Annotated in this window: 15 protein-coding genes; all 15 read left to right on the forward strand. The window is 60.3% G+C overall.

The features are described from left to right. Window positions 1-278 (forward strand): SUMF1/EgtB/PvdO family nonheme iron enzyme (locus F4Y00_04615; protein ID MYE04237.1); only part of this gene is annotated, 278 nt, incomplete at its 5' end. 102 nt (window positions 279-380) lie between these two features. Continuing rightward, complete coding sequence (gene egtD, locus F4Y00_04620) at window positions 381-1328, forward strand: L-histidine N(alpha)-methyltransferase (protein MYE04238.1); 948 nt, start codon at window positions 381-383, stop codon at window positions 1326-1328. A gap of 157 nt (window positions 1329-1485) precedes the next feature. Then, window positions 1486-3039: a sulfatase gene (locus F4Y00_04625; protein MYE04239.1), complete on the forward strand. Its 1554-nt coding sequence runs from the start codon at window positions 1486-1488 to the stop codon at window positions 3037-3039. Between the two features lie 333 nt (window positions 3040-3372). Continuing rightward, window positions 3373-5970, forward strand: coding sequence for a hypothetical protein (locus F4Y00_04630; GenBank protein MYE04240.1), 2598 nt, complete (start codon window positions 3373-3375; stop codon window positions 5968-5970). 28 nt (window positions 5971-5998) lie between these two features. Continuing rightward, on the forward strand, window positions 5999-9109 hold the full coding sequence (locus tag F4Y00_04635) for a DUF1553 domain-containing protein (GenBank protein ID MYE04241.1): 3111 nt from the start codon (window positions 5999-6001) through the stop codon (window positions 9107-9109). A 41-nt stretch (window positions 9110-9150) separates the two neighbouring features. Continuing rightward, window positions 9151-10557, forward strand: coding sequence for a DUF1501 domain-containing protein (locus F4Y00_04640; protein MYE04242.1), 1407 nt, complete (start codon window positions 9151-9153; stop codon window positions 10555-10557). Window positions 10558-10680: 123 nt separating this feature from the next. Next, window positions 10681-11439 (forward strand): 3-oxoacyl-ACP reductase FabG, encoded by a 759-nt coding sequence (locus tag F4Y00_04645; GenBank protein ID MYE04243.1) that lies wholly within the window; start codon window positions 10681-10683, stop codon window positions 11437-11439. A 96-nt stretch (window positions 11440-11535) separates the two neighbouring features. Beyond that, a complete protein-coding gene (locus F4Y00_04650; GenBank protein ID MYE04244.1) occupies window positions 11536-12561 on the forward strand; it encodes a substrate-binding domain-containing protein in 1026 nt (341 codons plus the stop codon). 12 nt (window positions 12562-12573) lie between these two features. After that, window positions 12574-14091, forward strand: a complete 1518-nt coding sequence (locus F4Y00_04655; protein MYE04245.1) for a sugar ABC transporter ATP-binding protein — start codon at window positions 12574-12576, stop codon at window positions 14089-14091. 64 nt (window positions 14092-14155) lie between these two features. Further along, window positions 14156-15187, forward strand: a complete 1032-nt coding sequence (locus F4Y00_04660; protein ID MYE04246.1) for an ABC transporter permease — start codon at window positions 14156-14158, stop codon at window positions 15185-15187. Window positions 15188-15577: 390 nt separating this feature from the next. Beyond that, window positions 15578-18871 (forward strand): DUF1553 domain-containing protein, encoded by a 3294-nt coding sequence (locus F4Y00_04665; protein MYE04247.1) that lies wholly within the window; start codon window positions 15578-15580, stop codon window positions 18869-18871. A 32-nt stretch (window positions 18872-18903) separates the two neighbouring features. Beyond that, complete coding sequence (locus F4Y00_04670; GenBank protein MYE04248.1) at window positions 18904-20361, forward strand: DUF1501 domain-containing protein; 1458 nt, start codon at window positions 18904-18906, stop codon at window positions 20359-20361. Between the two features lie 22 nt (window positions 20362-20383). Next, entirely contained in the window at window positions 20384-21886 is a 1503-nt protein-coding gene (locus F4Y00_04675) for a hypothetical protein (protein ID MYE04249.1), read from the forward strand. Window positions 21887-21892: 6 nt separating this feature from the next. Further along, window positions 21893-23083: a thiolase family protein gene (locus F4Y00_04680; GenBank protein MYE04250.1), complete on the forward strand. Its 1191-nt coding sequence runs from the start codon at window positions 21893-21895 to the stop codon at window positions 23081-23083. 440 nt (window positions 23084-23523) lie between these two features. Next, window positions 23524-25761 carry a S9 family peptidase gene (locus F4Y00_04685; GenBank protein MYE04251.1) on the forward strand — a complete coding sequence of 746 codons (2238 nt, stop codon included), beginning with the start codon at window positions 23524-23526 and terminating at the stop codon, window positions 25759-25761. The last annotated feature ends 1 nt before the right edge of the window (window position 25762 follow it).

Raw genomic sequence — 25762 nt, forward strand, 5'->3', positions numbered from 1 at the left:
GAACGAATGGATCGACCGGCGCCGGGGCCGCGGCGCTGCGGCAACTCTACGGCGATGTATGGGAGTGGACGCGCAGCCAGTATGCCCCCTATCCCGGCTATGCCCCCGCCGAAGGAGCGCTCGGCGAGTACAACGGCAAATTCATGTGCAACCAGTTCGTGCTGCGCGGCGGCTCGTGCGCCACGCCGAGAACACACATACGCCTCACGTATCGCAATTTCTTTCCGCCGGAAGCGGCCTGGCAATTCACGGGATTCCGGTTGGCCCGGGATCCGTAACAAGAAGCGCGCAACCCTGGCCCAACCTCTTCGTACGAACATCGCTACACCCTCGGCGGCGCTTTCAGGTATATTTTCCGAACGCTATCCGCCACCGAATTCATGACCCGTTCTGTGCCTTTGTCCGCCGATGCCCTCCTTGCCGACGTTCTGGAAGGCATGGGGCGTACGCCGAAGTCCCTTCCGTGCAAGTATCTCTACGACGCGCGTGGCTCGCATCTCTTCGACCGGATTACGGAACTGGAGGAGTATTACCCGACGGCTACGGAGCTTGCCATCATGGAGGCGCATTTCGACGAAATCGTCGCCTGCCTCGGCCCCCGCTGTCTGCTGCTCGAATACGGCAGCGGAAGCAGCCTGAAGACGCGCCTTCTGCTGGACCGCATGCCGGAACCGGCCGGCTATGTGGCCATCGACATTTCCGAAGAGCATCTGAACGCCTCGATGCGTCATCTCCAGGAGATGTACCCGCATATTCCCATGCGCGCCGTCCCGGCGGATTACACGGCCTCCTTTGCGGTCCCCTCCAACGGCTTCGATGCAGCGCGCACGGTGGTCTATTTTCCCGGGTCCACCATAGGTAATTTCGAACCGCACGAGGCGCACGCCTTTCTTGCGCGCATGGTGCGGGCGGCGGGCCCCGGCGGCGGACTGTTGATCGGGGTAGACCTCGAAAAGGACCGGGCTACGGTCGAGGCGGCATACAACGACGCGCAAGGCGTTACGGCGGCGTTCAACAAGAACCTGCTGCGCCGCATGAACAGGGAACTGGGCGCCACGTTCGATCCGGAAACTTTCCGGCACCGGGCCATCTACAACCTCGAGGAGGGGCGGATCGAAATGTCTCTGGTAAGCGCATGCGATCAGACCGTGCGCGTGAACGGGCATCATATCCGTTTCGAGGAAGGCGAGCCCATCTGCGTCGAATATTCGTACAAGTTCACCCTGGAGCGTTTCCAGGGCCTTGCGGAGCGGGCCGGGTTCGCCGTACGCAATGTCTGGATGGACGCGGACCGCCTGTTCAGCGTCCAGTATCTGACTGTTTTGTAAGGAATTTGCGGGGAAATCGAGCCAACCCCCTCTGGTCTATGCAATTAATGCATAGATCATGCATGTATTATGCGATAATTGCATAGATCGCGTATCGATTATGCAAAAGGGGAAAGAAAACTGGACGCTCGGGCCGTTGTTCTGGTCATGGATCCTGATGTTGCTTGGTTCATGCCAGGTCCAAACACCTGAAGCCGGGAGCACCTCTACCCGCCCTAATATCATCGTCATTCTGACCGATGACCAAGGCTATGGGGACCTGGGCAGTTACGGGTCACAAACCATCCGTACTCCCCATATCGACCAACTGGCAAACGAAGGAATATTGTTCACGGACTTTTATGTCCACCCGATCTGCTCCCCTTCCAGGGCTGCCTTAATGACCGGTAGCTACGCGCCTCGGACGGGCTTTGCCGATGTCCAGTTGTGGGGTTCTCCTTTTGGCCTGCATCCCGATGAGGTTACCATTGCCGAGGTGCTCAAAACAAAGGGCTATGCTACGGCCGCTGTGGGCAAATGGCATCTGGGAGAACAAGACGCCTTTGCGCCGAATCGGCAGGGCTTTGACTTTTTCTACGGGATCAGACTGGTGAACGGGACGCAGCCCTTTGAAAATTTTGCGGTTCCGCTTTATCGCAATGACTCCCTTCTTACCATCCGCCCCGATCATTCCCGGATGACCCGGGACTTCACTCGTGAGAGTCTCCGTTTTATCGATGAGCACAAGGAAGGCCCGTTCTTTCTGTATCTCGCCTTTACCATGCCGCATATTCCTATTTACCCGGGGGAGGGTTTTAGAGGGAAAAGCGGGGTCAGCCTGTATGCCGATGCGATTGAGGAAATCGACTGGAGCGTGGGCCGAATCGTCGAGAAACTGGAGCAGGAAAACCTGGATGAAAACACGCTCATCATGTATACCTCCGACAACGGCCCGTGGGCCGGGCACGGAGAACAGTCGGGCAGTGCAGGCCCCCTGCGAGGAAGCAAAATATCGACCTGGGAAGGAGGAGTTCGCGTGCCTGCGATCATGAAATGGAAGAACGTGATACCAGCTTCTCAGACCAGTCGACAGGTCGTTGGAATCATTGACATCGCTCCCACCCTTGCTGCCCTTGCCGGTGCGGAGATGCCGAAAGACAGAGTGATTGACGGGAAAAATCTTTTTCCGTTGATGACGGGAGAGGATCCGGCGGAACCGCTTCATGAGGTGTATTATCATTACGCCGGGACCTGGTTACAGGCTGTCCGGGCAGGGAAATGGAAGCTCCATTTCGCCCGTCCGGAGAAACGAGAGGGGATTTACGGAGAATGCGCCCCCTGGTTTACCAATGCGGCCGAGGTCTTGCCGGAGGATCTTCTTTTTGATCTCGAAACCGACATCGGGGAAACAAGAAATCTCGCCGGCGAGCACCCGGAGGTGGTCCAACGGCTCACGGAGCTTGCAAATCGGGCCAGGGAGGATATAGGGGATTATGGACAAAAAGGAAAAAACAGCCGGCCCATCGGCTCCACCTATCCTGCCTTGACAGACATCTCCCGGTATCCTCAAAGCCCGTACGGCCAAGCCATGGCCGATAGTATGGTGACGGAGATGCGGGCCTTCCAGAGAACCCGTTTTGAGCACTTGATGATGCAGGATACGACCTCTTTGAACGGGCAGGAAAAGCAGGAGTTGGATTTTTATCGGCAGCAGCTTGATTGGGAGAGGTAAGACGGAGCGCCTCGGGCCAGGCGTCTCGAAACCCGAACGCAAGGCCCGACGGGACAAACCATTTTTGCAAAAATTTCTTGATAAGAAACGACGGGGTGGCTACTTTGGCCTTTAGTGAGGTGAGGATGGTTTTGCAGAACCGAATGTTAACCTTAACATTTGTTTTCGTTGCCACCCTTTTGCCTCACTCATCGCCTTTTGGTTTTTGGGAAAGGCCCTAAAGAGGCGGGCGCCCGCGTTGCTACCAATATTTCCCGGTCGGTCAGAACTCTGAAGCCGGGCTTGTTTATCATCGGGCGAAGAAGAATTTCCGGGCTAAAACGTATCTGAACCATGTCCAGGCTCGCACTTTTTTGGGGCGCGATGTTGCTGGTGGTTGCCTCTGCCTGTCAAACATCCACCACCCAATGGAATACCGAATGGCCGGTCCTGAAAACCTATTCGGGCCAATATCTCGATGAAGTCGCCATGCCCCTGGGCGGCATCGGCACGGGCACCGTTTCACTGGGTGGCCGGGGGGACTTGCGGGACTGGGAGATCATGAACCGGGGCGCTCTCGGCTTCTTACCCGCCTTCAAGCTGGTTCTGCCTACGATCGCCAACGGACCGTTTTTCGCCTTGTATTACAAGCAGCAGGACCGCGAAGGCAAGGTCAGAGTGCTGGAAGGGCCTGTGCAGGTCAAGGAATACTATGGAGACTGGGGAGCGGATGCCGTCAACTCGGGTTTCCCCCGGTTTGAAGAGACCTCTTTTGCAGCAGCCTACCCCCTTGCCCAGGTGGACTTCAGGCATCAGGATGTGCCTATGCAGGTACGTCTGGAAGCCTTCAACCCCCTGATCATGGGCGATGCGGACAAGAGCGGTATTCCTGTGGCGGTGTTGCGATACGTACTGACCAACACGTCGGATGAGGCCATAGAGGCCGCCATTTGCGGGATGGTGCCCAATTATATCGGCGCGGATGGCTGGAGCGGAGAGCCCAAAGGGAATGTCAATGAATATCGTGCAGGCGAGGGGTTGGCGGGCATCTTTATGTCCTCCGAGGGGGTGGACCCCGAAGATGTCAACTGGGGAACGATGGCCCTGACCACCCCTTCCGAAGACGTGACCTACCGGACTTCCTGGGCGCAATTGGGCTGGAACTGGACCTTTCGGGAGTTTTGGGATGATTTCGTCGCCGACGGAGAACTCACGGACCACCCCGACACCACACACGCCATTCCGACGCCCCCGGCTACGCTGGCGGTAAAAGTGGGTCTGGAGCCCAACGAGAGCAAGGTCATCACGTTTATGCTAACCTGGCATTTTCCCAATCGTAGAGCCTGGGATCATGGAGTGCACCATGCGGGAGCTTTCGGGGGCACGGAAATCGTCGGCAATTATTACACGACGCTTTATCAGGATGCCTGGGATGTAGCGGAGCAGACAGCGGCTGAGCTGGCAGGGCTTGAAAGGGAGACGGTGCGTTTTGTGGGGACCCTGACGGAAAGCGATGTGCCCGAAGTGCTTAAGGAAGCCGGTTTGTTTAACCTCAACAATCTGCGCAGCCAAACAGTCTTTCGAACAGCCGATGGCTTCCCCTTTGGATTTGAGGGCACAGGCAGCATCAATGGAACCAAAATAGGCGCTTCAAAAAGTTCGGGATGGGGCTTCGGCACTTGTTTTCACGTGTGGAATTATGAGTCAACCGTTCCTTTTGTTTTTGGAGACCTCGCCACCAAGTTCCGGGAGGTGGAGTTTATGCATGCCACCAACGAGGATGGCGGCATGAGCCATCGGGTGGGCCTGCCGCTTGATATGCGCGCGAAAAGCTTCCAGCGTTGGGCGGCCGACGGCCAGATGGGCACGCTGATCAAGATGTATCGCGAGTGGCAGTTGTCGGGAGATGATGAAAAACTTATCGAGATGTGGCCTAACATCAAAAAGGCCATGAGTTTTGCCTGGACGGGCATCTGGGATCAGGACAAGGATGGCGTCATGGAGGGCAGCCAGCACAACACCATGGACATCAATTACCAGGGTCCCAATCCGCAGATGGCGGCCTGGTATCTGGGGGCGCTCAGAGCCTCGGAAGAAATGGCGAGGCACGTGGGAGATATCGCCTTTGCCGAGGAATGCAGGGACCTGTATGAACGGGGCCGCGCGTGGATTGACGCCAATATTTTTAATGGCGAATACTATGAGCATCATATTCCGGAGGGCACCAGCAAGGTGGCCCAGTTGGGCAAGGGGTGCCTGGTCGACCAGCTGGTGGGTCAATACCTGGCGCATACCGCGGGCCTGGGCTATGTGCTGGATCCGGATAACGTGCAGACCACGTTGAGAAGTATCATGAAGTATAATTGGATCGATAACTTCAACGAGCATTTCAACACGTTCCGGAGTTTTGGGCTGGGCGACGAGGCAGGACTTCTCATGGCCAGCTATCCTCGCGGCGATCTGCTGGATTTTCCTTTTCCGTACTACACGGAGATCATGACCGGCTTTGAATACAGCACTGCCGCCCACATGATCTATGAAGGCCAGGTGGATGCAGGCTTAAAGGTCTTCCAGGCCATCCGGGATCGCTATGACGGCCATAAAAGAAACCCGTTTAATGAAGGGGAATATGGCCATCGCTATGCGCGGGCCATGGCTGCCTGGGCAGGCATACTGGCCTATACCGGATTTCGCTATTCCGCCGTCGACAACAGCATGGCCTTTAACCCGGAAGAAGGGAAATATTTCTGGTCTAACGGGTACCAGTACGGGAGCGCGACCATAACCAATCAGGACAACCGGAAATCGCTGACGCTAAGCGCGCTTAACGGCGACCTGACATTGGACCGCTTTATCCTGAACGGTTATGGACAGATAGACTTTGAAGAGCCCCGGCATGTCGAGGCCGGTCAGGCTATCACGTTTGAAGTGGAAGAGACGGCCAGTTTGTAAACATACAGCGGCACACCCACATTGCACCATGCATCTTTTGGGTTCACGTCCCGGGTTTTTACGAGGCCGCGTCCTGATCGGGCTTGGCGCGCTCGGCGCGTTGGCGCTGATTTTCCTGATTACTTCCCCAACATCGGATGCTGATGTGGACCTTCCCGATGAAGTGGATTTCAACTACCACATCCGGCCTATCCTTTCCAACAATTGTTATGTGTGCCACGGTCCTGACGTGAGCACCCGGGAGGCGGATCTGCGGCTGGATCTCCGCGAACACGCCACGGCCCGGCTGGAAGGGGGTGGGCGCGCCATCGTACCCGGGAATACCCGCCGAAGCCTCCTGGTGCAGCGCATCACTGCGGAAGATCCCGAGGTGCGCATGCCCGCGAAGGAGGCCAAAAAGACGCTCAGTCCTCGCGAGATCGCGCTACTCGAGCGATGGATCAAGCAGGGTGCTGAGTACAAGGAGCACTGGTCACTCATTCCCCCTGCAAAACCCGGCGTACCGGAGGTCCCTGCCGGCTGGCCGGCCACGGGCGCCATCGACCGTTTTATCGGCGCCCGGCTTTCGGGTGCAGGACTGAAGCCGGCGCCGCCTGCATCCAGGGAGGGGCTCATTCGCCGCCTGTCCTATGTGCTGACCGGGCTGCCTCCATCGCCGGAGGAGGTGCGGGCTTTTGTTGCGGACGAGTCTCCCGATGCCTATGAAAGGCTGGTTGACCGCTTTCTGGATTCTCCCCGTTTTGGAGAACGCTGGGCGCGGCACTGGATGGATCTCACCCGCTATGCGGATGCCAGAGGCCACGAGTTCGACTACACGGTTCAGGGGAGCTGGCGCTATCGGGACTACCTTATTCGCGCCTTCAACGCCGATGTACCGTATGACCGGTTTGTAGCAGAGCACCTGGCAGGGGACATGCTGGAGACGCCCCGCAGGCATCCCGAGCGGGGATTTGACGAGTCGGTGCTTGGAACGGCTTTTTATGCGCTGGGCGACGCCACGCACAGCCCGGTAGATGTGCGTCAGGATGAGGCCGATCGAATCGACAACATCATTGACGTCACGACCAAAACGTTTCAAGGGTTGACTGTGGCCTGCGCCCGCTGTCACGATCACAAGTTTGATCCCATTCCAACGACCGATTATTACTCGCTCTACGGCATTTTCGAGAGCATGCGTTTTGCCCCGACGTCGTTGCTTACTACCGACTTAACGGCGCGACTGGACTCGATCAAGGCCCTCAAAACCGAAATGCGCCAGCGTCTTGCCGACGGGTGGCTGGGAGAGCTGGCGGAGGCGCCGGTGCAGCAGGCCGCGCTGCGTTTTCCCCAGGAAGAGGATCGTGCAGACGAGCCGTCCGAACCGGTTTCGCAGGGGGATGAAACCTCTTCTTTCCGTGTTCTTGGAGATTTCCGCTATGGTAGTTTCGATGGGTGGTTTACGCACGAACCGGCTTTCGGGAGGGATCCGGTGATGGGCGAACCGATCCTGGATCGCAGGGAGATGACGCTGGACAGTCTGGCTTTCGGCGTGGCGTCGAGTCAGCGATGGACAAGGGGGATCCCGGGCGCGCTCCGGTCGCCTACGTTTGTCATCGAGCACGATACCATTGCCGTCATGGCGGCGGGACACCAATCAACCCTCCGCATCATTATCGACAATTTCCAGCTCATTCAGGCCCCCATTTACGGTGGACTCGAGCAGGTAGTGAAGGATTCGGATCTGAGACTGCACCATTTCGACGTGAATATGTGGCGCGGCCGGAAAGCCTATGTGGAGGTGTTGGCGGGTATCTATGAAAAAGGCCGGCACGTCAGCGAGAATCATCATCTTGTCGGGGACGATTCTACGTATATCGAAGTCGCCTACGCCGTGGCGTATACCGGGGAATTGCCCGATATGGCCTTACATTATTCCTCATCAAGTGGAGCGTCCCCTGATGCGGTCCAACAGGCCGTCCGCGCATGGGCTTCCGGGCAGGCCGAAGCCGCTCAGATCGCTCTCCTCAACGCTTCCCTGCGGCAGGGTCTCCTTGGCGCCTCCCTGGATCCCGTAGCCTCCCTGATCGCGCAAATCGAGGAGGTGCAGACCCGCCTTGACGAGGTAGATCGCTTTACAGGGGTGACGGATGGCGATGCCGTCCACAGCCCCGTCTTTGAACGGGGAAGCTACCGGGTGCTTGCAGGTGACCCCGTCCCGCACCGCTTCCTGACTGCACTGGATCCCGATGGCGCCCCCTTCACTACCACAGCGAGTGGGCGGCTGGAACTGGCCCGGGCCATCACCAATCCTGAAAATCCCCTGACGGCCCGCGTGATGGTGAATCGTCTTTGGCATCACGTTTTCGGACGCGGTCTTGTCGAGACGGTGGACAACTTCGGCGCGCAGGGCAAGTTGCCGACACATCCGGCCTTGCTGGACTACCTGGCGCTTCGCTTTGTCGAGCAGGGATGGTCGGTCAAGTCCATGATTCGTGAGATGGTTCGCTCCCATACGTTTCGTCAATCGACACAGGCGGATGCGCAAGCCGCCGAGATCGATCCGGAAAACCTGCTCTGGCACTACTATCCCGTACGCCGGCTCGAAGCGGAAGCCATCCGCGATGGAATCCTGGCGGTCTCAGGCCGCCTCGATACGACGATGTACGGCGAGCCGGTGCCCATTCATCTGACGGAGTTTATGGAAGGGCGCGGTCGTCCAGCGGCATCGGGTCCGCTCGACGGCGCAGGGCGACGCAGCATCTATATTGCCATGCGGCGAAACTTTCTGTCACCGATGATGCTCGCCTTTGATATGCCCATTCCTTTTTCCACCTTCGGCAAGCGCAACACCACCAACGTGCCAGCCCAGTCGCTGACGATGCTCAACGATTCCCTGGTGGTTCAGCAGTCCGCCGTTTGGGCCGGCAACCTTGTGGCCCTGCACGGCCTTGACGTTGATGAAAAGATAGACCATATTTACCTGACGGCTTTGTCCCGGCTTCCCACCGAAGAGGAGCGGGACAACGCGATTGCATTTATCCGTCAACAAGCCAATGGCTATGGACTCTCAGAGGAAGAGGCTTTCGACGATTTGAGATCCTGGGCTGCCTATTGCCACGTAGTACTGAACCTTAAAGAATTCATCTACCTGGTCTCATGAGCAAGTCACATAGTCTTACTTGTCCAATGACCCGGCGCGAGATGTTGACCCTGTGCCGCAATGGCTTTGGGTCGGTCGCCCTGATGGGTCTGATGGGTACCCCCGCATTCGGCCGGGCGCTTACCAACGAGCGGCAGTTGCCTGACGCCAATCCGTTCGCACCACAGGTCCCGCATCATGTCCCCAAGGTGCGGAGCGTGATCTTTCTTTACATGGACGGCGGGGTTTCCCAGGTCGACAGTTTCGATCCCAAACCGCGTCTGGATCGCGAACACGGCCAGAATCCACACGACAAGTTCAAGGTGGACGCCACGCAGTTTAACGATATAGGCACCATCTTTAAAAGCCCCTGGGAATTCAAACGCTATGGCGAGAGCGGCCTTCCTGTTAGTGAGCTTTTTCCTCACGTCGGAAGTTGCGCCGACGATCTGGCAGTGATTCGGTCCATGGTGGCCGACTTTCCGGAGCACACGAATGCCAATTTCTTTCTGCACACCGGTATCGGACTTCAGGGCCGTCCGTCGATGGGCTCCTGGGTTACCTATGGACTCGGCAGTGAAAACCAGGACCTGCCCGGCTACGTGGTACTGGACGGGGGGCTGATTCCGCCGGGCGGGCTCGACAACTTCAACAGCGGTTTTCTTCCGGCTTCGTATCAGGGGTCGATTTTCAAGGCCGGCGACGTTCCGCTCGCCAACATCGTTCCTCTCGAAGCCACGTCGGAGTTGCAGCGTCAGAAGCTGAAACTGATGAGCCAGACCGACGAGCGGCTTTTGGGTCGTATCGGGCAAGCCGACCAGGTCGAGTCGGCGATCACGAACTACGAACTGGCCTTCCGGATGCAGGCCTCGGTGCCCGAACTTACGGACCTCTCAGGCGAAACACGGGCCACAAAAAGACTCTACGGGATGGAGTCCGACGATCCGCATACGCGGAGCTACGCTGCGCAGTGTCTGTTGGCGCGGCGTCTCGTTGAGCGGGGCGTGCGGTTTATCGAATTGACGTGCCCTCGCTGCGAATCTGATCGGTGGGATCAGCATGCCAACCTGAAAGAGGGGCACGAACACAACGCTCATGCGGTGGATCAACCTATTGCAGGGCTTCTGAAGGATCTGAAGGCACGCGGTTTGCTGGAGGAAACCCTCGTGGTCTGGGCCGGCGAATTCGGTCGGACACCGTTCGCGCAGGGTACGAACGGGCGGGACCACAATCCGTCGGCGTTCAGTATCTGGCTTGCGGGAGGAGGCGTTAAAAAGGGTGTGGTGTACGGTAGCACGGACGAATATGGATACCGTGTAGTGGACAAGCCTACCACGATCCACGATTTGCACGCGACGATGTTGCACCTGTTGGGCATGGACCACGAGCGGCTCACGTACCGGTTCAGCGGCCGTGACATCCGCCTGACCGATGTGCATGGTCATGTGATTGACGCGGTGCTGGAGTGAGGAGTTTTTTTTTAAGGATACTCTGATTAAGTCCGCAGTGCTGAGCGAAGTGGTTTTGATCAGAGTATCCTTGTACATGCCGCGTGGCTTTAACCGGACCAGGCTGGCTGTCCCGAACGGATAATGGCGTTTTCACTTACAAACCGGGTAGCCCTGGTTTCCGGCAGTTCGACAGGGTTGGGCAAGAAGATTGCCTTTGCGCTGGGTCAGGCCGGGGCTCGCGTGGCGTTCAACTATTATCACAACGAATCCCGCGCCGAGGCGACCTTTGACGCGTTTAAAGCCGCCGGCGGTACCGGCGTGCTCGTACGGGCCGATATCACGGACGAGGAACATGTGCAGGGGTTAGTCCGGCAGGTTGAAGCCGATCTTGGACCCATTGACATACTCGTACCTAATGCTACGCCCGATCAACCCCAAAAGCCTATCGAGGCCTACGACTGGGAATTATACCAGGAGATGCTCGATTTTTTCATCAAGAGTCCGTACCTGCTCAGCCGGGCTTGCCTGCCACACATGAAGCGCCAGCGCTGGGGCCGCATTATAAACATCATCAGCGAGGTGTATTCGCTTGGGGTGGCGCCGTTCACAGCCTATGTGGCGGCCAAAGGAGGACAAGTGGGGTTCTCGCGCAGCCTTGCCAGCGAACTGGCCCCGTATGGCATTACGGTCAACATGATTTCCCCCGGCTGGATTCCCGTCGAGCGCCACGCCAAGGATCCGCAGAAAATGAAGGATACCTACTTCAAGACGATCCCGATGGGCAGGTGGGGCGTTCCGGAGGACGTGGCCGGCGCCGTAGTGTATTACGCCAGCGATGAAGCCTCCTTTGTCACCGGGCAGTTTCTCACCATCAACGGGGGGCGATCCTTTGGAATATAGCGGGCATTTTCGGACCCCATCGCGCAGCTGTCTTCGAATCACCAGGCGCGATGCGCATATAGAGCTTTCACCGGACCAAACCTTTCCACACGAACCATGAACCTTTTCAAGTACGGGAACGCACTGGTTGTCCTCGTAGCGGGTATGCTCGTGATGCAGGGGTGCGGCCAGGGCAGAGACCGCGGCGCCGAGCGCCCCACCGTGGGCTTCGTTACCAACGGCATCGCTTCGTTTTGGGTCTTTGCCGAGCGAGGCGCACGCGATGCGGCGGAGGAATTCGAGGTGGATGTCGCCGTGATGATGCCCCCCGACGGCGTAGCCGGGCAAAAGCGCATGGTGCAGGATCTCCTGGCGCGCCAGGTCGACGGCATCGCTATTACACCCAGTGATCCCCAAAATCAGGCCGGTCTGCTGGCCGAAATCGCCGCCAACACGCATTTGATCACGCACGACTCGGATGCGCCCGAAAGCGACCGCCTTGTCTACATAGGCATGGACAACTACGATGCCGGACGCATGTGCGGACGATTGCTTAAAAAGGCCATGCCGGAAGGAGGCGAAGTGGTGCTCTTCATAGGCCTGTTGGGCCAACTCAACTCCGATTTGCGACGGCAGGGCGTCATTGACGAATTGCTCGATCGCTCGCATGACCCCACGCGCCGGGATCCGGTGGACGAGGTGATCGAAGGCGATACCTTCACGATACTCGACACCCGTGTCGACGGGTTTGATTTCGCGCGCGCCAAGTCCCAGGTCGAGGAGGCCCTCGCCCGCTACCCGGATATCGACGGCATGGCAGGTCTGTTTGTGTACAACCCGCCGCAGATACTGGAGGCCGTGCGCGAGGCCGGCAAGCTCGATCAGGTTGCCATTGTCGGCTTCGATGAGGACGATATCACCCTGCAAGCCATCAAGGACGGCGAGATCGCCGGAACGATCGTGCAGAACCCGTACCGCTACGGCTATGAGTCGGTGCGGGTGCTGGCCGCACTGGCTCGCGGCGACCGTTCGGTATTGCCCGAGAGCCAGATCATCCACATTCCGGCCCGCGAAATCACCGCGGAGAATGTGGATGGTTTCCGGGCCGAGACCAAGCGGCTTCTGGGCGAGGAAGCGAACTGATCAAGGATCAATATGGGCGCCGCCGCCCCTCTTTTGTCCGCGCAGGGCATAACCAGATATTTTCCCGGCGTTGTCGCGCTGCGAGCCGTGGATATGCATCTCCATCGGGGTGAAGTCCTTTCGGTCGTCGGCGAGAATGGGGCGGGCAAGAGCACGTTGATGAAGATTCTGGCCGGCATCCAGCAGCCTCATGCGGGCCGGATCGCGCTGGAAGGCCGCCAGGTCGCTATTTCCACCAGCAGCCGTGCCGCCGAGCTCGGGATCGCCCTGATCCACCAGGAACTCAACTTGGCGGACAACCTCAGCGTGGGAGCCAACATTTTTCTGGGACGCGAGCCCGGGCGCCTCGGATGGATGGACCAGCGCCGGATTTTCGAGGCCTCCGAGCATGTGCTGGCGCGTGTCGGGTTGGCCATCTCCCCGAAGATGCGGGTACAGCATCTCTCCATAGGGCGCCGGCAATTGGTTGAGATTGCCAAAGCCCTCTCGGCCGATGCGCGGATCCTGATCATGGATGAACCGACTTCCAGCTTGTCGGTGAGCGAGGCGGGCGTGCTCTTCGAGGTCATCGACGATCTTCGATCCAAAGGCGTAAGCATTATTTATGTGTCCCATCGCCTTCAGGAAGTGGAGGCGATGTCGGACAGGGTACTGGTATTGCGCGACGGAGAAAACGCCGGTGAACTGGCCCGCGAAGAGATTACGCATGAGACGATGGTCCGGAAGATGGTCGGCCGGGATGTTTCCCGGTTTTATGCCCGGACGACGCATCCCATCGGATCGACGGCGCTGAAGGCGGACGACCTCGTAACCCCGGCCTGGCCCGGCTGTCCCTTGACGTTCAACCTCCGGGCAGGCGAAATCGTCGGGTTGGCCGGTCTCGTCGGGGCAGGCCGCACCGAGCTTCTCCGGGTTTTGTTCGGGATCGACCGGGCGTTGGGGGGACGCATCGAGGCAGCTGGAAAAGAAGTCGCTTTTCAGCGCGTGAGCGACGCCATTGCAGCCGGGCTGGCGCTGGTCCCCGAAGATCGGAAACAACAGGGTCTTGTGCTTGAGCTGGCGCTCCGGCATAACCTGACACTGGCCGGACTCCGGCGTCACCAGCGGGTCGGAGGATGGCTCAATCGGCGCCGGGAAGTGGAAGATTCCCGTCGGATGATCGAGGCGCTTGCGATAAAAACCCCAACCGATACCAGGCGGGCAGGGTTGCTTTCAGGGGGCAACCAGCAAAAAGCGGTGTTGGGCAAGTGGCTCTCGCTCCGGCCACGGGTGTTGCTGCTGGATGAACCTACGCGCGGCATCGATATCGGCGCCAAACAGGAAATATATCAGATGATGGAAGCGCTGGCAGGCGAAGGAATCGCCATTCTTTTTGTCAGTAGCGAGCTGGAAGAGATCCTCAGGATGTCCGACCGCGTTCTGGTCATGCATGAAGGCCGTATCACAGGTGAACTGGACCGGAACGCGATGAGCGAGGCAGCCGTCATGCATCTGGCCACGGGCGGCGACGATGCGTTGACCAAAGAGTGATCCATCGTGCGTGTCATCAAATAGTATCCGGTTTTTATCGTTCGAAATTCGTCCTGCGCCCCGTATGAAACATATCCTCGGCATCAGCGGGCTTCTCATTGCCGTGTTCCTCTTCACGGCGCTGCTCGAACCCAACTTTCTCACGGCCTATAACCTGCAAAACACCCTGCGCTGGACGGGCCTGTTCGGCATTATCAGCATAGGGGCGGCCTTTGTCATCATCACGGGCGGCATTGACCTGTCGGTCGGGTCGGTAGTGGGTCTGGTCGGCGTGTTGCTTCCCATGTTCCTGGTGGCGCAGGGGTGGTCCGTTCCTCTGGCCCTGACTGCGGTGCTGCTGATTTCGCTGGGTTTGGGCCTGTTGCACGGCGTCCTGGTGACCAGGATGAACCTTCAACCCTTTGTGGTGACGTTGTGCGGCCTGCTGTTTTATCGCGGGATTGCCCGCTGGATCAGCGGCGACCAGACCCAGGGGTTTGGCGGCGAGTTCGAAGGATTGCGTCAGCTTGCCATTGGCCGCCTTCCATTGACCGACACGTTCGGTTTGCCGATGCCTTTTCTGGTGCTGATCGTGCTGGCGGTGCTGGCGGGCCTGTTTCTCAACTACACCGTGTGGGGGCGATACATGCTGGCGCTGGGGCACAACGAAGAAGCCGCGCGTTTCAGCGGGATCAATACGGATCGCATGGTGATCCTGGCCTATGTTTTCGGCGCCGGGACGGCTGGCATCGGAGGGGTGCTTTTCGCGCTGGACGTCAACTCGGTGCAACCGGCTGTTCATGGCAACTTTTATGAACTGTATGCCATTGCTGCGGCGGTGCTGGGCGGATGCAGCCTGCGTGGAGGGGAGGGCTCCATTCTGGGCGTGGTAATCGGGGCGGCGGTCCTCCGGGTGCTCTACAACGCCATAAACATTCTCGGCATCCCGACCCAGCTGGAGTTCGCGATTATCGGGGCGGTAATCCTGCTGGGCGTGATGGCCGATGAACTGGTCAAACGGTTTGCCGCCGCCCGGAGCACGGCGCGCCAGACGGCCGTGGGCGATGCGGTCCTGGACGATCCGCCTCGCGACAGCGCGCACGGCGATCCGGATTAGGGCCTGTTACCACTATGCAGCAGCGCTCTGCGGGGCCTATTTTCCTGTCAGGCCAGACGCCGCGAGCGCAGTGTGGCCCAGCCACATAAGCGAGCGGCAACGCCGCATGGCGGGAAAATAGGCCCCGCCCTTCGGGTTCCGCCGGTCACGGCGTCACTCTTCGTTACTCGTCGCTCATTTGGAACCACCAAACTTCACTCCTCGCGCCTTGATTGACGCCGTGCCTGACGGAACAGAGCATTGCTGCATAGTGGTAACAGGCCCTGAGGATGTGCGCGGCGGTCGAAACCTGTCGAATACGCTTCATGGAACGTTCGCATTTCCTATATTATTTGAATGCAAAACGGTAAACACTCGCTCTGCCGCATGTCCATGTTTCTTCGGCTTGCCATGTCCATGCCTGTTCGGGTTGCCCTGCTTCTGAGTTGCTTCTATGTGGCAGGGTGCGGGCTGGATATGCCCGCCGAGATTGCCGAGAGCGAGGATCAACTGCCGGAGCGGGTCGATTTCAATTTCCACGTCAAGCCCATCCTGTCTGATCGGTGTTTCCCCTGTCACGGACCCGACGACAACGCCCGTACGGCCAATTTCCGGCTCGACACCGAAAGCGGCGCTTTTGCGCGTCTCGGCGAAAGCCGCCGCAAATTCGCCCTGGTGCCCGGCAGTCTGAAAAAGAGCGAGGTTTTTCATCGCCTGAGTTCCGACGATCCGGACTACAGGATGCCGCCGGCGGAGTCCAACCTGCATGTCACGCCGGAAGAAGCCGCCATGATCTTCAAATGGATCGAACAAGGCGCCGAATACAAACCGCACTGGTCGTTCATCCCGCCCGTCAAGCCGGAACTGCCCGAGATCGACGACCCGTCCTGGGCCCGCAACGGCATCGATTACTTTATTCTCGATCGCCTGGAGCGGGAGGGGTTGCGCCGCTCGGCGGAAGCTGCGAAGGAAACCCTGATTCGTCGTGTGACCTTCGATCTGACCGGGCTGCCTCCCGCCATCGACGATATCAATGCTTTTCTGGCCGACCCCGGCGAGAACGCCTATGAAAAAGTAGTGGACCGCCTGCTGGCTTCCCCGGCCTATGGCGAACGCATGGCCACCGAATGGCTGGATGTGGCCCGTTATGCCGACAGTCACGGTTTTCAGGACGACGGCTTGCGGAGTATGTGGCCCTGGCGGGACTGGGTGATCGAGGCCTTCAACAAGAATCTGGCGTTCGACGATTTCGTGACGTGGCAACTTGCAGGAGATCTGTTGCCGGATCCGACCGTCGAGCAGCGTCTTGCCACCGGTTTCAACCGTAACCACCTACAGAGTCAGGAAGGCGGCATCGTCCTCGAAGAGTATCGCGTCGAATACGTGGCCGACCGCACCAACACGTTCGGCACGGCGTTCCTGGGAATGACCATGGAATGCGCACGGTGCCACGACCACAAATTCGATCCCATCAGCCAACGGGAGTATTACCAGTTATTCGACTTTTTCAACAGCGTAAACGAATCCGGCGCCTCTCCGTATTCCGGCGTGGCGAGTCCTACCGTGATTCTCGAGGACGAAGAGGCGCAGGAAAAGCTCGCCCCGCTGCGCGCCGAGATCGCGGCCTATGAAGAAAAAACAGCCATAGATAATCCGGCTTTCGATGAGGGCTTCGAGCGCTGGCTGGCCGAATTCGAGTCCGGTCAGCGGCAGGTCACGCCCCAGGGACTCGTGGGCTACTACCCGCTCGATGGTTTCGAGAAAGAAGTAAACGACAACGGAGACGAGACTTTCCATCTGGAAAACCGGTTCGATCCGGATAGCCGCGGCTATTTTTGGGGGGATATAGACAAACTGCCCGTATCCGAGCCGGGCCGCTTCGATTCGGCGCTGGTGCTGCAAGGCGACGGCTTCCTTGACATGGGGCCGAACCGCTACTACTTCGAGCGCAACGATCCCTTCAGCGTCAGCCTGTGGTTCAGGATCCTCGGGGAAAACGTGTCGGGACCGCTCTTTACCAAGACGGCGGGGCTCTTTAACGGACGCCAGGGCTATCTCTGCGTGCTGGAGGAAGACGGCACGATTTCGGCCAGCGTCAACCGCGTAGCCCCGGACAATTCCATCCGGATCCGATCCCTCGAGGCGGTTCCCGCGGACAAGTGGAACCACATCGTGATGACGTACGACGGGTCCAGCCGCGCGCGAGGCCTTGCGCTATACCTGAATGGTGAGCGTATGGCTTCCGAAGTCGAGGTGGACAACCTGAAGCAAAGCACTCTTTTCACCATCGATCCCACCACCGGGGAGCCGACCGATCCGGTTTCGGCAGGCAACTTGCGCATAGGCTATCTGGGGCCTGCCGCGCCCCGGCTCGACAGCGTGGCGGTCGATGAATTCCGCGTCTACGACCGGCGTCTGACGGCCCTGGAGGTGGCGGCGGTGAACGGCTCGATGGACCTGCCGGGCGGCATTGCAGATACGCCTGCGGCAACCCATCCCGACGACCGGCGCGCGGCCCTCCGCGATTATTATGTCACCACCGCAGCGCCGGAGTATGCGGAGGATTTCGCCGTATTGACCAGGGTGCGGGGGGAAGAAAACGAGATCGTGTCTCTGCTGCCCGAAGTCATGGTGATGCGGGATATGTCTGAACCGCGCCCCACTTACATCCTGAACCGCGGGCAGTACGACGCGCCTACGCAGCGCGTGGAGCGCGCCACGCCGGTCTCCATCATGGCGTTTGCGGAAGATCTTCCTCCAAACCGAAGGGGCCTTGCCGAGTGGCTGACCGATCCGGATCATCCTCTGTTCGCGCGGGTGACCGTGAACCGGTACTGGCAGATGTATTTCGGGAACGGCCTGGTGTCTACTCCCGATGATTTCGGCAGCCAGGGCGCGCTGCCCATCCATCCCGAACTGCTCGACTGGCTCGCCACCATGTTCGTGGACATGGACTGGGACGTCAAGGCCCTGCAAAAACTGATCGTCACCTCCGCTGCGTACCGTCAGAGTTCCATAGCCGGTCCGGATCTTCTCGAAAAGGACCCGGACAATACGCTGCTGGCGCGAGGCCCCAGCTACCGAATGCCCGCCGAGATGATACGGGATCATGCCCTGGCGGCAAGCGGCCTGCTCGTGGACGACATCGGAGGGCCTCCCGTCAAACCCTACCAGCCGGAGGGGTTGTGGAAAGAGTTGGCCACGCGCAATGCGACGGAATACAAGCAGGATCAGGGAGATGATTTGTACCGGCGCAGCATGTACACGATCTGGAAGCGCACCACGCCCCCACCGTCGATGATGAGTTTCGACACGTCGGAGCGCAATATCTGCACCGTCCGCCGGCAAAGCACGAGCACCCCCTTGCAGGCGCTGGTGCTGCTGAACGATCCCCAGTATGTCGAGGCCTCCCGCCTCCTGGCCGAACGGCTGCTGCGCGAAGAGCAGGGCGGCGCGCGGGCGCAGATTGCCCTGGGCTACCGCCTTCTTACCAGTCGCCTGCCCGACGACGAGGAGGTGGAGTTGCTCGCCGGGCTGTATGAAGAGGAGTTGAGCGCTTTTGAAGCGGATCGCGGGAGCGCGCTCGATCTGCTGAGCGTCGGCGAATATCCCCGCGACGAACGCTTCGACCCGGCGCAACTGGCCGCCCTGACGGTAGTCGCCAACACCATGATGAATTTCGACGAGGCCGTAATCAAACGTTAATGGTCTATCCCGGGCCGTAACCCCCTGTTGCCATGGATGAACTTTGCGACCTGAAATACAACTGCACGCGGCGGCATTTTCTGTCCCGCACGAGCCTGGGCATCGGCTCGGCCGCGCTGGCGACCATGCTGAACCCCTGGTCCGCACTGGCGGGCCCCGCTCCGGATGATCCCCTGGGCGGCATTCTGGCCAAACCCCACTTCACGCCCAGGGTCCGGCGGGTCATCTACCTGTTTCAGAGCGGAGGCCCTTCCCATCTCGACTTGTTCGATTACAAGCCGACATTGGCGCGGATGAATGGCGAGCAGCTTCCCGAGTCGGTGCGCAAGGGGCAGCGCCTTACCGGCATGACGGCCCATCAGAAATCGTTCCCCCTGGCAGGCTCGCACTTCAGTTTTTCTTCCCATGGCAAAAGCGGCCGCATGATCAGCGAGCTGCTGCCGTACACCGCGCAGATCGTCGACGAGCTTTGTTTCATCAACTCGATGTATACGGAGGCCATCAACCACGACCCCGCCATCACGTTTTTCCAGACGGGGTCCCAGCAGACAGGCCGCCCGTCCATCGGCTCCTGGCTGAGCTACGGTCTCGGGTCCGAAAACGACAATCTGCCTACTTTCTGCGTGCTGCTTTCGCGCAGCAACGACTTCGACCAGCCCCTGTATTCCCGTCTCTGGGGGAACGGTTTTCTGCCTTCGCTGCATCAGGGCGTGCAGTTCCGGTCGGGCAAGGACCCGGTGTTGTACCTGAACAATCCTCCCGGATTGAAGCATACCTCCCGGCGCCGCATGCTCGACTATCTGCGCGAATTGCACCAGCGCCAGCACGAACGCGTGATGGACCCGGAAATCAACTCGCGGATCGCCCAGTACGAGATGGCCTACCGGATGCAGACCTCGGTCCCCGTCACGATGGACGTCTCCGGAGAGCCCGATCATGTGTTCGATCTCTACGGCGAAGCGGCCCGCATCCCCGGAACGTTTGCAGCCAACTGCCTGCTGGCGCGCCGCCTGGCCGAGCGCGACGTGCGCTTTATCCAGCTCTACCACCAGGGGTGGGACCAGCATGCCAATCTTCCCCGCGAAATCAGCGTGCTGGCGAAAGACACGGATCAACCCTCGGCAGCCCTGGTGCTGGACCTCAAGCAGCGCGGCCTGCTCGACGACACCCTGATCATCTGGGGCGGCGAGTTCGGACGCACCAACTACTCCCAGGGCAAACTCACGGCGGACAATTACGGGCGTGACCACCATCCGCGGTGCTTTACCATCTGGATGGCCGGGGGCGGCGTCAAGAAGGGCTTTTCGTTCGGCCAGACCGACGATTTCGGGTACAATATCGCACGTGATCCGGTGCATGTACACGATTTCCAGGCGACCCTGCTGCACTTGCTGGGCATTGACCACGAACGGTTCACCTTCCGGCACCAGGGCCGGCGCTATCGTCTGACGGACGTGCATGGCCATGTCGTCCGGGATATTCTGACATGATCAACGCCGATTGCAGCGTCTGATGAAAAAGTCTACGTACTGGAAGATCGCCCCGTTCGGGATCATTGCGATCGCCATACTCTTTCTGATCTTTATCAACCCCGCCGACCCGCCGAATGCGGCCCTGTTTATCGGGCGCTTTCATTCGATGGTCGTGCATTTTCCCATCGGACTGCTTCTGTTGGCCATCCTGCTGGAAGTGCTGGCCCGCAAACCCCGGTTCGAGCATCTTTCTTCTACGATCAAACTGCTCCTGCTGGCGGGCGCCGCGGGGGCCGTCGCGGCGGTGCTTGCCGGGCTTTTTCTCGAAATGGCTCCCGGCTACGAAGCGGACACGCTTTCCCTGCACAAGCGGCTGGGGATCGGGATCGCGCTCCTTTCCTTTATAGCCTACGGGGTCCGCCTGCTGGACGGCTCGCCCGGATCGATTCTCTACCGTGTGTACGCCGGCGTGCTGGTTGTTCTGTGCAGTTTCCTGCTGATCGGCGGGCACCTGGGCAGTACGCTGACCCGCGGCCCGGGGTACCTGACGCGCTACATGCCCCAGGTATTCAGAAGCGCGCTGGGTCTGGGCTTGCCCGCGCAGGACTGGGCCGCCCGCATGGCCGCTACGGCGGACGCGGAGATCTATTCCGATCTTGTCCAGCCCATTCTGGATAGCCGGTGCATCAGTTGTCATAATGCGGATCAGCCGCGGGGCGGACTCGCCCTGGATACCCCGGAAGGCATCGAGGTAGGGGGAGAAGACGGGCCCGTAGTTGTCGCAGGGGTCGCCTCCGAAAGCGAAATCATGCGGCGGATTCTGCTTCCTCCCGATCATGCGGATCATATGCCGCCCGAAGGCAAGGCTCCGCTCACCGCGCCCGAGGCGACGCTGATCCGGTGGTGGATCGACGAGGGCGCCTCGTTCGATCAGAAGGTTTCCGAGGCTGCGCCGTCTCCTCTTGTGGAGCAAATTTTCGCCGGGCTCGATCTGCCCGAACACAGGACGGGGATATTCGCTTTGGAGGTAGCTCCTGCGGATTCGACCGCTATTCAGGCGGCGCGGGCCACCCGTCTGGCGGTAATCTCCCTCGGGGAAAACGAGCCTTTTCTGCAGGTTCGGTGCACTTCGGCGAGCGACTGCCTGAACGCCGAGCAGACCGCGGCCCTGCGCCTTATCGCTCCCCAGGTGGCCTGGCTGCATCTGGGGCGTACGGAGGTCGCGGATTCCGCGCTGGCGGTCCTGGCCGCCTTGCCTCACCTGACCCGCCTGCGCCTGGAAAGCACCTCCGTCTCGGACGAGGCGCTCGCCCATCTGTCGGAGCTGCAATATCTTGAATATCTGAATCTCTACGACACCAGCGTCAGCGACAGCGGCTTGCAGCACCTGAGCGCGCTGCCTTCGCTGCGTTCGCTCTATCTGTGGGAAACCGACGTGACGCCCGAGGGCGTCGAAGGATTACAGCAGGCCCTGCCCGATGCGGAAATAAACCTGGGCCTGACGTTGCCTTCCGTGGATGAGGACACTACAAGCGTACAGTGACGAAGTATGCGTGACGTGTATGTCGTTTCCGCCGCCCGGACGCCCATCGGACGTTTCGGGGGGGCGCTGAAAGATCTTTCTCCGGCCGATCTGGCCGCGCATGCGATGCGGGCTGCGCTCGAGCGGGCGCAGGTCCCCGGGGAGGCGCTGGATTTCTATGCATTCGGCAACGTGCTGCGGGCCGGGCACGGGCAACTCATTCCGCGCCAGGCGGCCGCGCAGGCCGGCATTCCGGACGCCGTGGACGGGTTCGCCGTCGACATGGTATGTTCTTCCGGCATGATGAGCCTGATGACGGCGGCGGCCTTCATCCGGGCGGGCGAGGCAGATATTGCGTTGTGCGGCGGCGTCGAGTCGATGTCCGGGGCGGGGTTTTTCCTGTCGTCCCGGGCGCGCTGGGGCTACGGCCTGTTGCCCGGCGGGGGCGAACCGATGGTCGATCTGATGCTGCGCGACGGCCTGACGGATCCTCTGAGCGGGGAGGCGATGGGCGAGCAGGCGGAACGGCTTGCGGCGGAGCATGGCGTCGCGCGCCGGGACCTGGACGAAATGGCCGTGCTTTCGCACCGGCGCGCTGCGGAGGCCCGCGAGCAGGGGTTCTTTGCGGACGAGATCGTTCCCGTGGAGCGCCTTGTCAAGGGGAAGCCCGTGGTCGTGGATGCGGACGAGGGCATTCGCCCGGACACCTCTGTGGAAAAACTGGCTGCGCTGCGCCCGGCGTTTCGGAAGGAGGGAGTGTTTACGGCGGGCAACAGCAGCCAGATCAGCGACGGCGCGGCGGCGCTGGTGATCGCTTCGGGCGAGGCCGTGGCCGCGCACGGGCTCGCGCCCATGGCCCGATGGATCGATTCGGCCTGGTCGGCCGGCGTATCGTGGCGGTTCCCCGAAGCGCCCGTGCCCGCCGTGCGGCATGTGTTCGAGAAGTCGGGGATGCGGGTTGCCGATGTGGACCTGTTCGAAAACAACGAAGCGTTCGCGCTCAACAACCTGCTTTTCAGCCGGATGCTGGATATCCCCATGGAGCGGATCAACGTGCAGGGCGGGGCCGTGGCGCTCGGCCACCCCATCGGGGCATCCGGCGCGCGTATCGTGACCACGCTCGTTCACGCCCTGCGCCGGCGCGGCGAACGGATCGGGGTGGCCGCCATCTGTCACGGGATGGGAGGGGGCACGGCGGTAGCGCTGGAAGCGGCGTAGGCGGCTGGAAAACGACAGCGACTTCGATTATTACTGCAGTTTCGGTTTGGATGTGGAGGTTTTGGTGATGAGGAAATGGATTAATACTACTATTAGAGATCCTTTCGATTGGAGACTCTACGTCAACTGGACTGATGGGGTCAATCTGGTGTTTGCGTGGATAGTCATTCTTGATGATTCTCTCTTCCTGACGTGCATGGGGATGTTCGCCTTTGTCGTTACGCTGTCACAGATTTGGATCAAGTGGAGGTTACGGAGCAATCATCCTTTGCTTTTGATTGTGTGAGGGGGTATGATCGACCCCTTCGTACAATCCCGGTCCTTCACCCGTGTTCGGTGGCAAAATCCCCGTACGATTTTTTCGGCATTTCCTCGAAACAAGCCCCGGTCAAGCGCTTTTTCTTACAAGCCTATCGTTTTCTTTAGTACGCGAGGTTCAGATGCGTTTCCTCTCCGTCGCCCTCACTGCCTCCGTCGCCCTCGCGGCGTTCGGCTCCCCGCTGGCCGCGCAACAGCGCCCCTTCACGTTTATGGATGTTCAGGAGCTGAAGTCCGCCGGCTCATGGACCCCGAGCCCGGACGGGACGTGGCTGCTCTACACCGTCACGACCCCGGACTGGGAAGCGGCCGAGTCCCAGACCGACATCCACTTGGCGTCGCTGAGCGAAGGCGTCCCGTCGAACCGGCAACTCACCTACACCGACGACAAGAACGAGACCAGTCCGACATGGGCTGCGGACGGGTCGTTCTTCGCCTTCTTGTCCAACCGCGACGGGGACGAGAACCAGCTCTACATGATGCGCCATGACGGCGGCGAGGCCCGCAAGGTCACGGACGCCGAGGAGGGGGTGTCGGACTTCGCGTTCAGTCCGGACGGGCAGTGGCTGGTCTATCGCTCCGGCGAGAGCGACCTGGAGCAGCTGTACCGTTTGCCTAACGGCGACCTGGCCGGGGGCGAGCCCGAGCAGCTCACCGCCGGGGAGGCCGGCGTCGACCAGTGGGACTTCTCCCCCGACGGGACGCGCATCTACTTCACGCGCCCGGATTCCTTATACGAGGACGAGCTAAAGCGGCGCGAGATGGGCTTCACGGTCGATGTGCGCAACGCCGTCACCCCGCTCTCGAGCCTCTGGAGCGTGGATGTCGCATCGGCCGCCGAGCGCCGCGAGACCAACGACGCGTCCTACAGCGTCGACAGCTTCACGCTTTCCGACGACGGCCGCTGGATCGGGATCACGGGCGGCTCGCCCGAGCGCTACGAGCGCAACATCACTGCGCAGCGCCTCTACGCGGACCTCTATCTCAAGGAGATTGCCTCCGGCGAGATCGAGCGCCTCACCGACAACTACGAAATCGGCGAGGGCGGGATGAGCTTCTCCCCCGATGGGCGCTGGATCGCCTTCTCGGCGCCGGACGACATGGAGCGCTACTCGATGACCGAGCGCCGCGTCTACATTCGCGAAGTGGATGATCGCGGGGGCGCGTTCCGCAAGCTGGGCGCGGATTTCGACCAGAGTTCGAGCGTCGGGTTCTGGTCCGAGGATTCGGAGACCATCTACTTTAACGCCGGTGTGACGGTGACGACGCAGCTGCATGCGCTCAACGTGGAGAGTGGAGAGGTGCGGCAGCTGACGGAAGAGCGGGCCGCCCTCTCGGTATCCCGTGACGACGACACCGGCACTCTCTTCATCAACTACAGCGACCCGAAGACCCCGCCCACCGTGTTCACTGCGGCGAGCCTGGACGACGTACCCAACCGCTCGGCGTGGATACAACTCGTGGACGTCAACCCTCAGGTGCGCGACATCGCCTTCGGCGAAGAGGTCGAGGTCAATTGGCGTTCGTCGGACGGAAAGATGGTGGGCGGGGTGCTGGTCTATCCCGTGGGCTACGAGGAGGGGACGCGCTATCCGCTCATCGTCGCGATCCACGGGGGTCCCGCGTCGGCGGATGTCCTGCGCTTCAACGGCGGCTACAACGCCCAGGTGTACGCGGGCGCGGGCTACGCCGTCCTCAAGCCCAACTACCGCGGCTCGCGCAACTACGGAAATGCGCATCGCACGGACATCGTCGGCGACTACTTCACGATGGGTTACGAGGATATCATGACCGGCGTGGACCATCTGATCGCCGAGGGCGTCGTGGACGGCGACCGCATGGGCGTACTGGGCTGGAGCGCCGGCGGCCACTGGTCCAACTGGATACTCACCCGGACCGACCGCTTCAAGGCCATCAGTTCCGGCGCCGGGACCATGAACTGGATCAGCATGTACGCGCAGAGCGACGTGCAGCGGAACCGTCAGTTCTACGTCGGCGACGGCTTCCTGTACGAGGACTTCGACGCCTACTTCGACCAGTCTCCGCTCAAGTACGTCGCGAACGCGGTCACGCCCACCATGATCCACGTGGTCGAAGGCGATCCGCGCGTACCCAGCCCGCAGTCGCTCGAGCTGCACATGGCGCTCAAGAAACTCGATGTGCCGACCGAACTCTTCATGTATCCCGGTCGCAGCCACGGCATCCCGGACCCGCGCAACCGCCTGGTCAAGGCCGTAAGCGAGATGGCCTGGATGGACTACTACGTGCGCGGCATCGGCGAGAAGTTCGAGGGGCGGCAGGTGCTGGAGACGCTTGCGGGGGAGGACGGGCCGGTGGCGGCGTCGGAGCCGGAGCGTTAGC

This window comes from Bacteroidetes bacterium SB0662_bin_6, from assembly GCA_009839485.1.
Classification (GTDB): Bacteria; Bacteroidota; Rhodothermia; order Rhodothermales; family VXPQ01; genus VXPQ01.

Excerpts from the sequence above, each read along its gene's own strand:
- F4Y00_04650 (MYE04244.1), top strand. The coding sequence starts at position 11,536 with ATGAACCTTTTCAAGTACGGGAACGCACTGGTTGTCCTCGTAGCGGGT.
- F4Y00_04665 (MYE04247.1), top strand. The coding sequence starts at position 15,578 with ATGTCCATGCCTGTTCGGGTTGCCCTGCTTCTGAGTTGCTTCTATGTG.
- F4Y00_04670 (MYE04248.1), top strand. The coding sequence starts at position 18,904 with ATGGATGAACTTTGCGACCTGAAATACAACTGCACGCGGCGGCATTTT.
- F4Y00_04655 (MYE04245.1), top strand. The coding sequence starts at position 12,574 with ATGGGCGCCGCCGCCCCTCTTTTGTCCGCGCAGGGCATAACCAGATAT.
- F4Y00_04660 (MYE04246.1), top strand. The coding sequence starts at position 14,156 with ATGAAACATATCCTCGGCATCAGCGGGCTTCTCATTGCCGTGTTCCTC.
- F4Y00_04625 (MYE04239.1), top strand. The coding sequence starts at position 1,486 with ATGTTGCTTGGTTCATGCCAGGTCCAAACACCTGAAGCCGGGAGCACC.
- F4Y00_04630 (MYE04240.1), top strand. The coding sequence starts at position 3,373 with ATGTCCAGGCTCGCACTTTTTTGGGGCGCGATGTTGCTGGTGGTTGCC.
- F4Y00_04685 (MYE04251.1), top strand. The coding sequence starts at position 23,524 with ATGCGTTTCCTCTCCGTCGCCCTCACTGCCTCCGTCGCCCTCGCGGCG.
- F4Y00_04645 (MYE04243.1), top strand. The coding sequence starts at position 10,681 with ATGGCGTTTTCACTTACAAACCGGGTAGCCCTGGTTTCCGGCAGTTCG.
- egtD (MYE04238.1), top strand. The coding sequence starts at position 381 with ATGACCCGTTCTGTGCCTTTGTCCGCCGATGCCCTCCTTGCCGACGTT.
- F4Y00_04635 (MYE04241.1), top strand. The coding sequence starts at position 5,999 with ATGCATCTTTTGGGTTCACGTCCCGGGTTTTTACGAGGCCGCGTCCTG.
- F4Y00_04675 (MYE04249.1), top strand. The coding sequence starts at position 20,384 with ATGAAAAAGTCTACGTACTGGAAGATCGCCCCGTTCGGGATCATTGCG.
- F4Y00_04680 (MYE04250.1), top strand. The coding sequence starts at position 21,893 with ATGCGTGACGTGTATGTCGTTTCCGCCGCCCGGACGCCCATCGGACGT.
- F4Y00_04640 (MYE04242.1), top strand. The coding sequence starts at position 9,151 with ATGTTGACCCTGTGCCGCAATGGCTTTGGGTCGGTCGCCCTGATGGGT.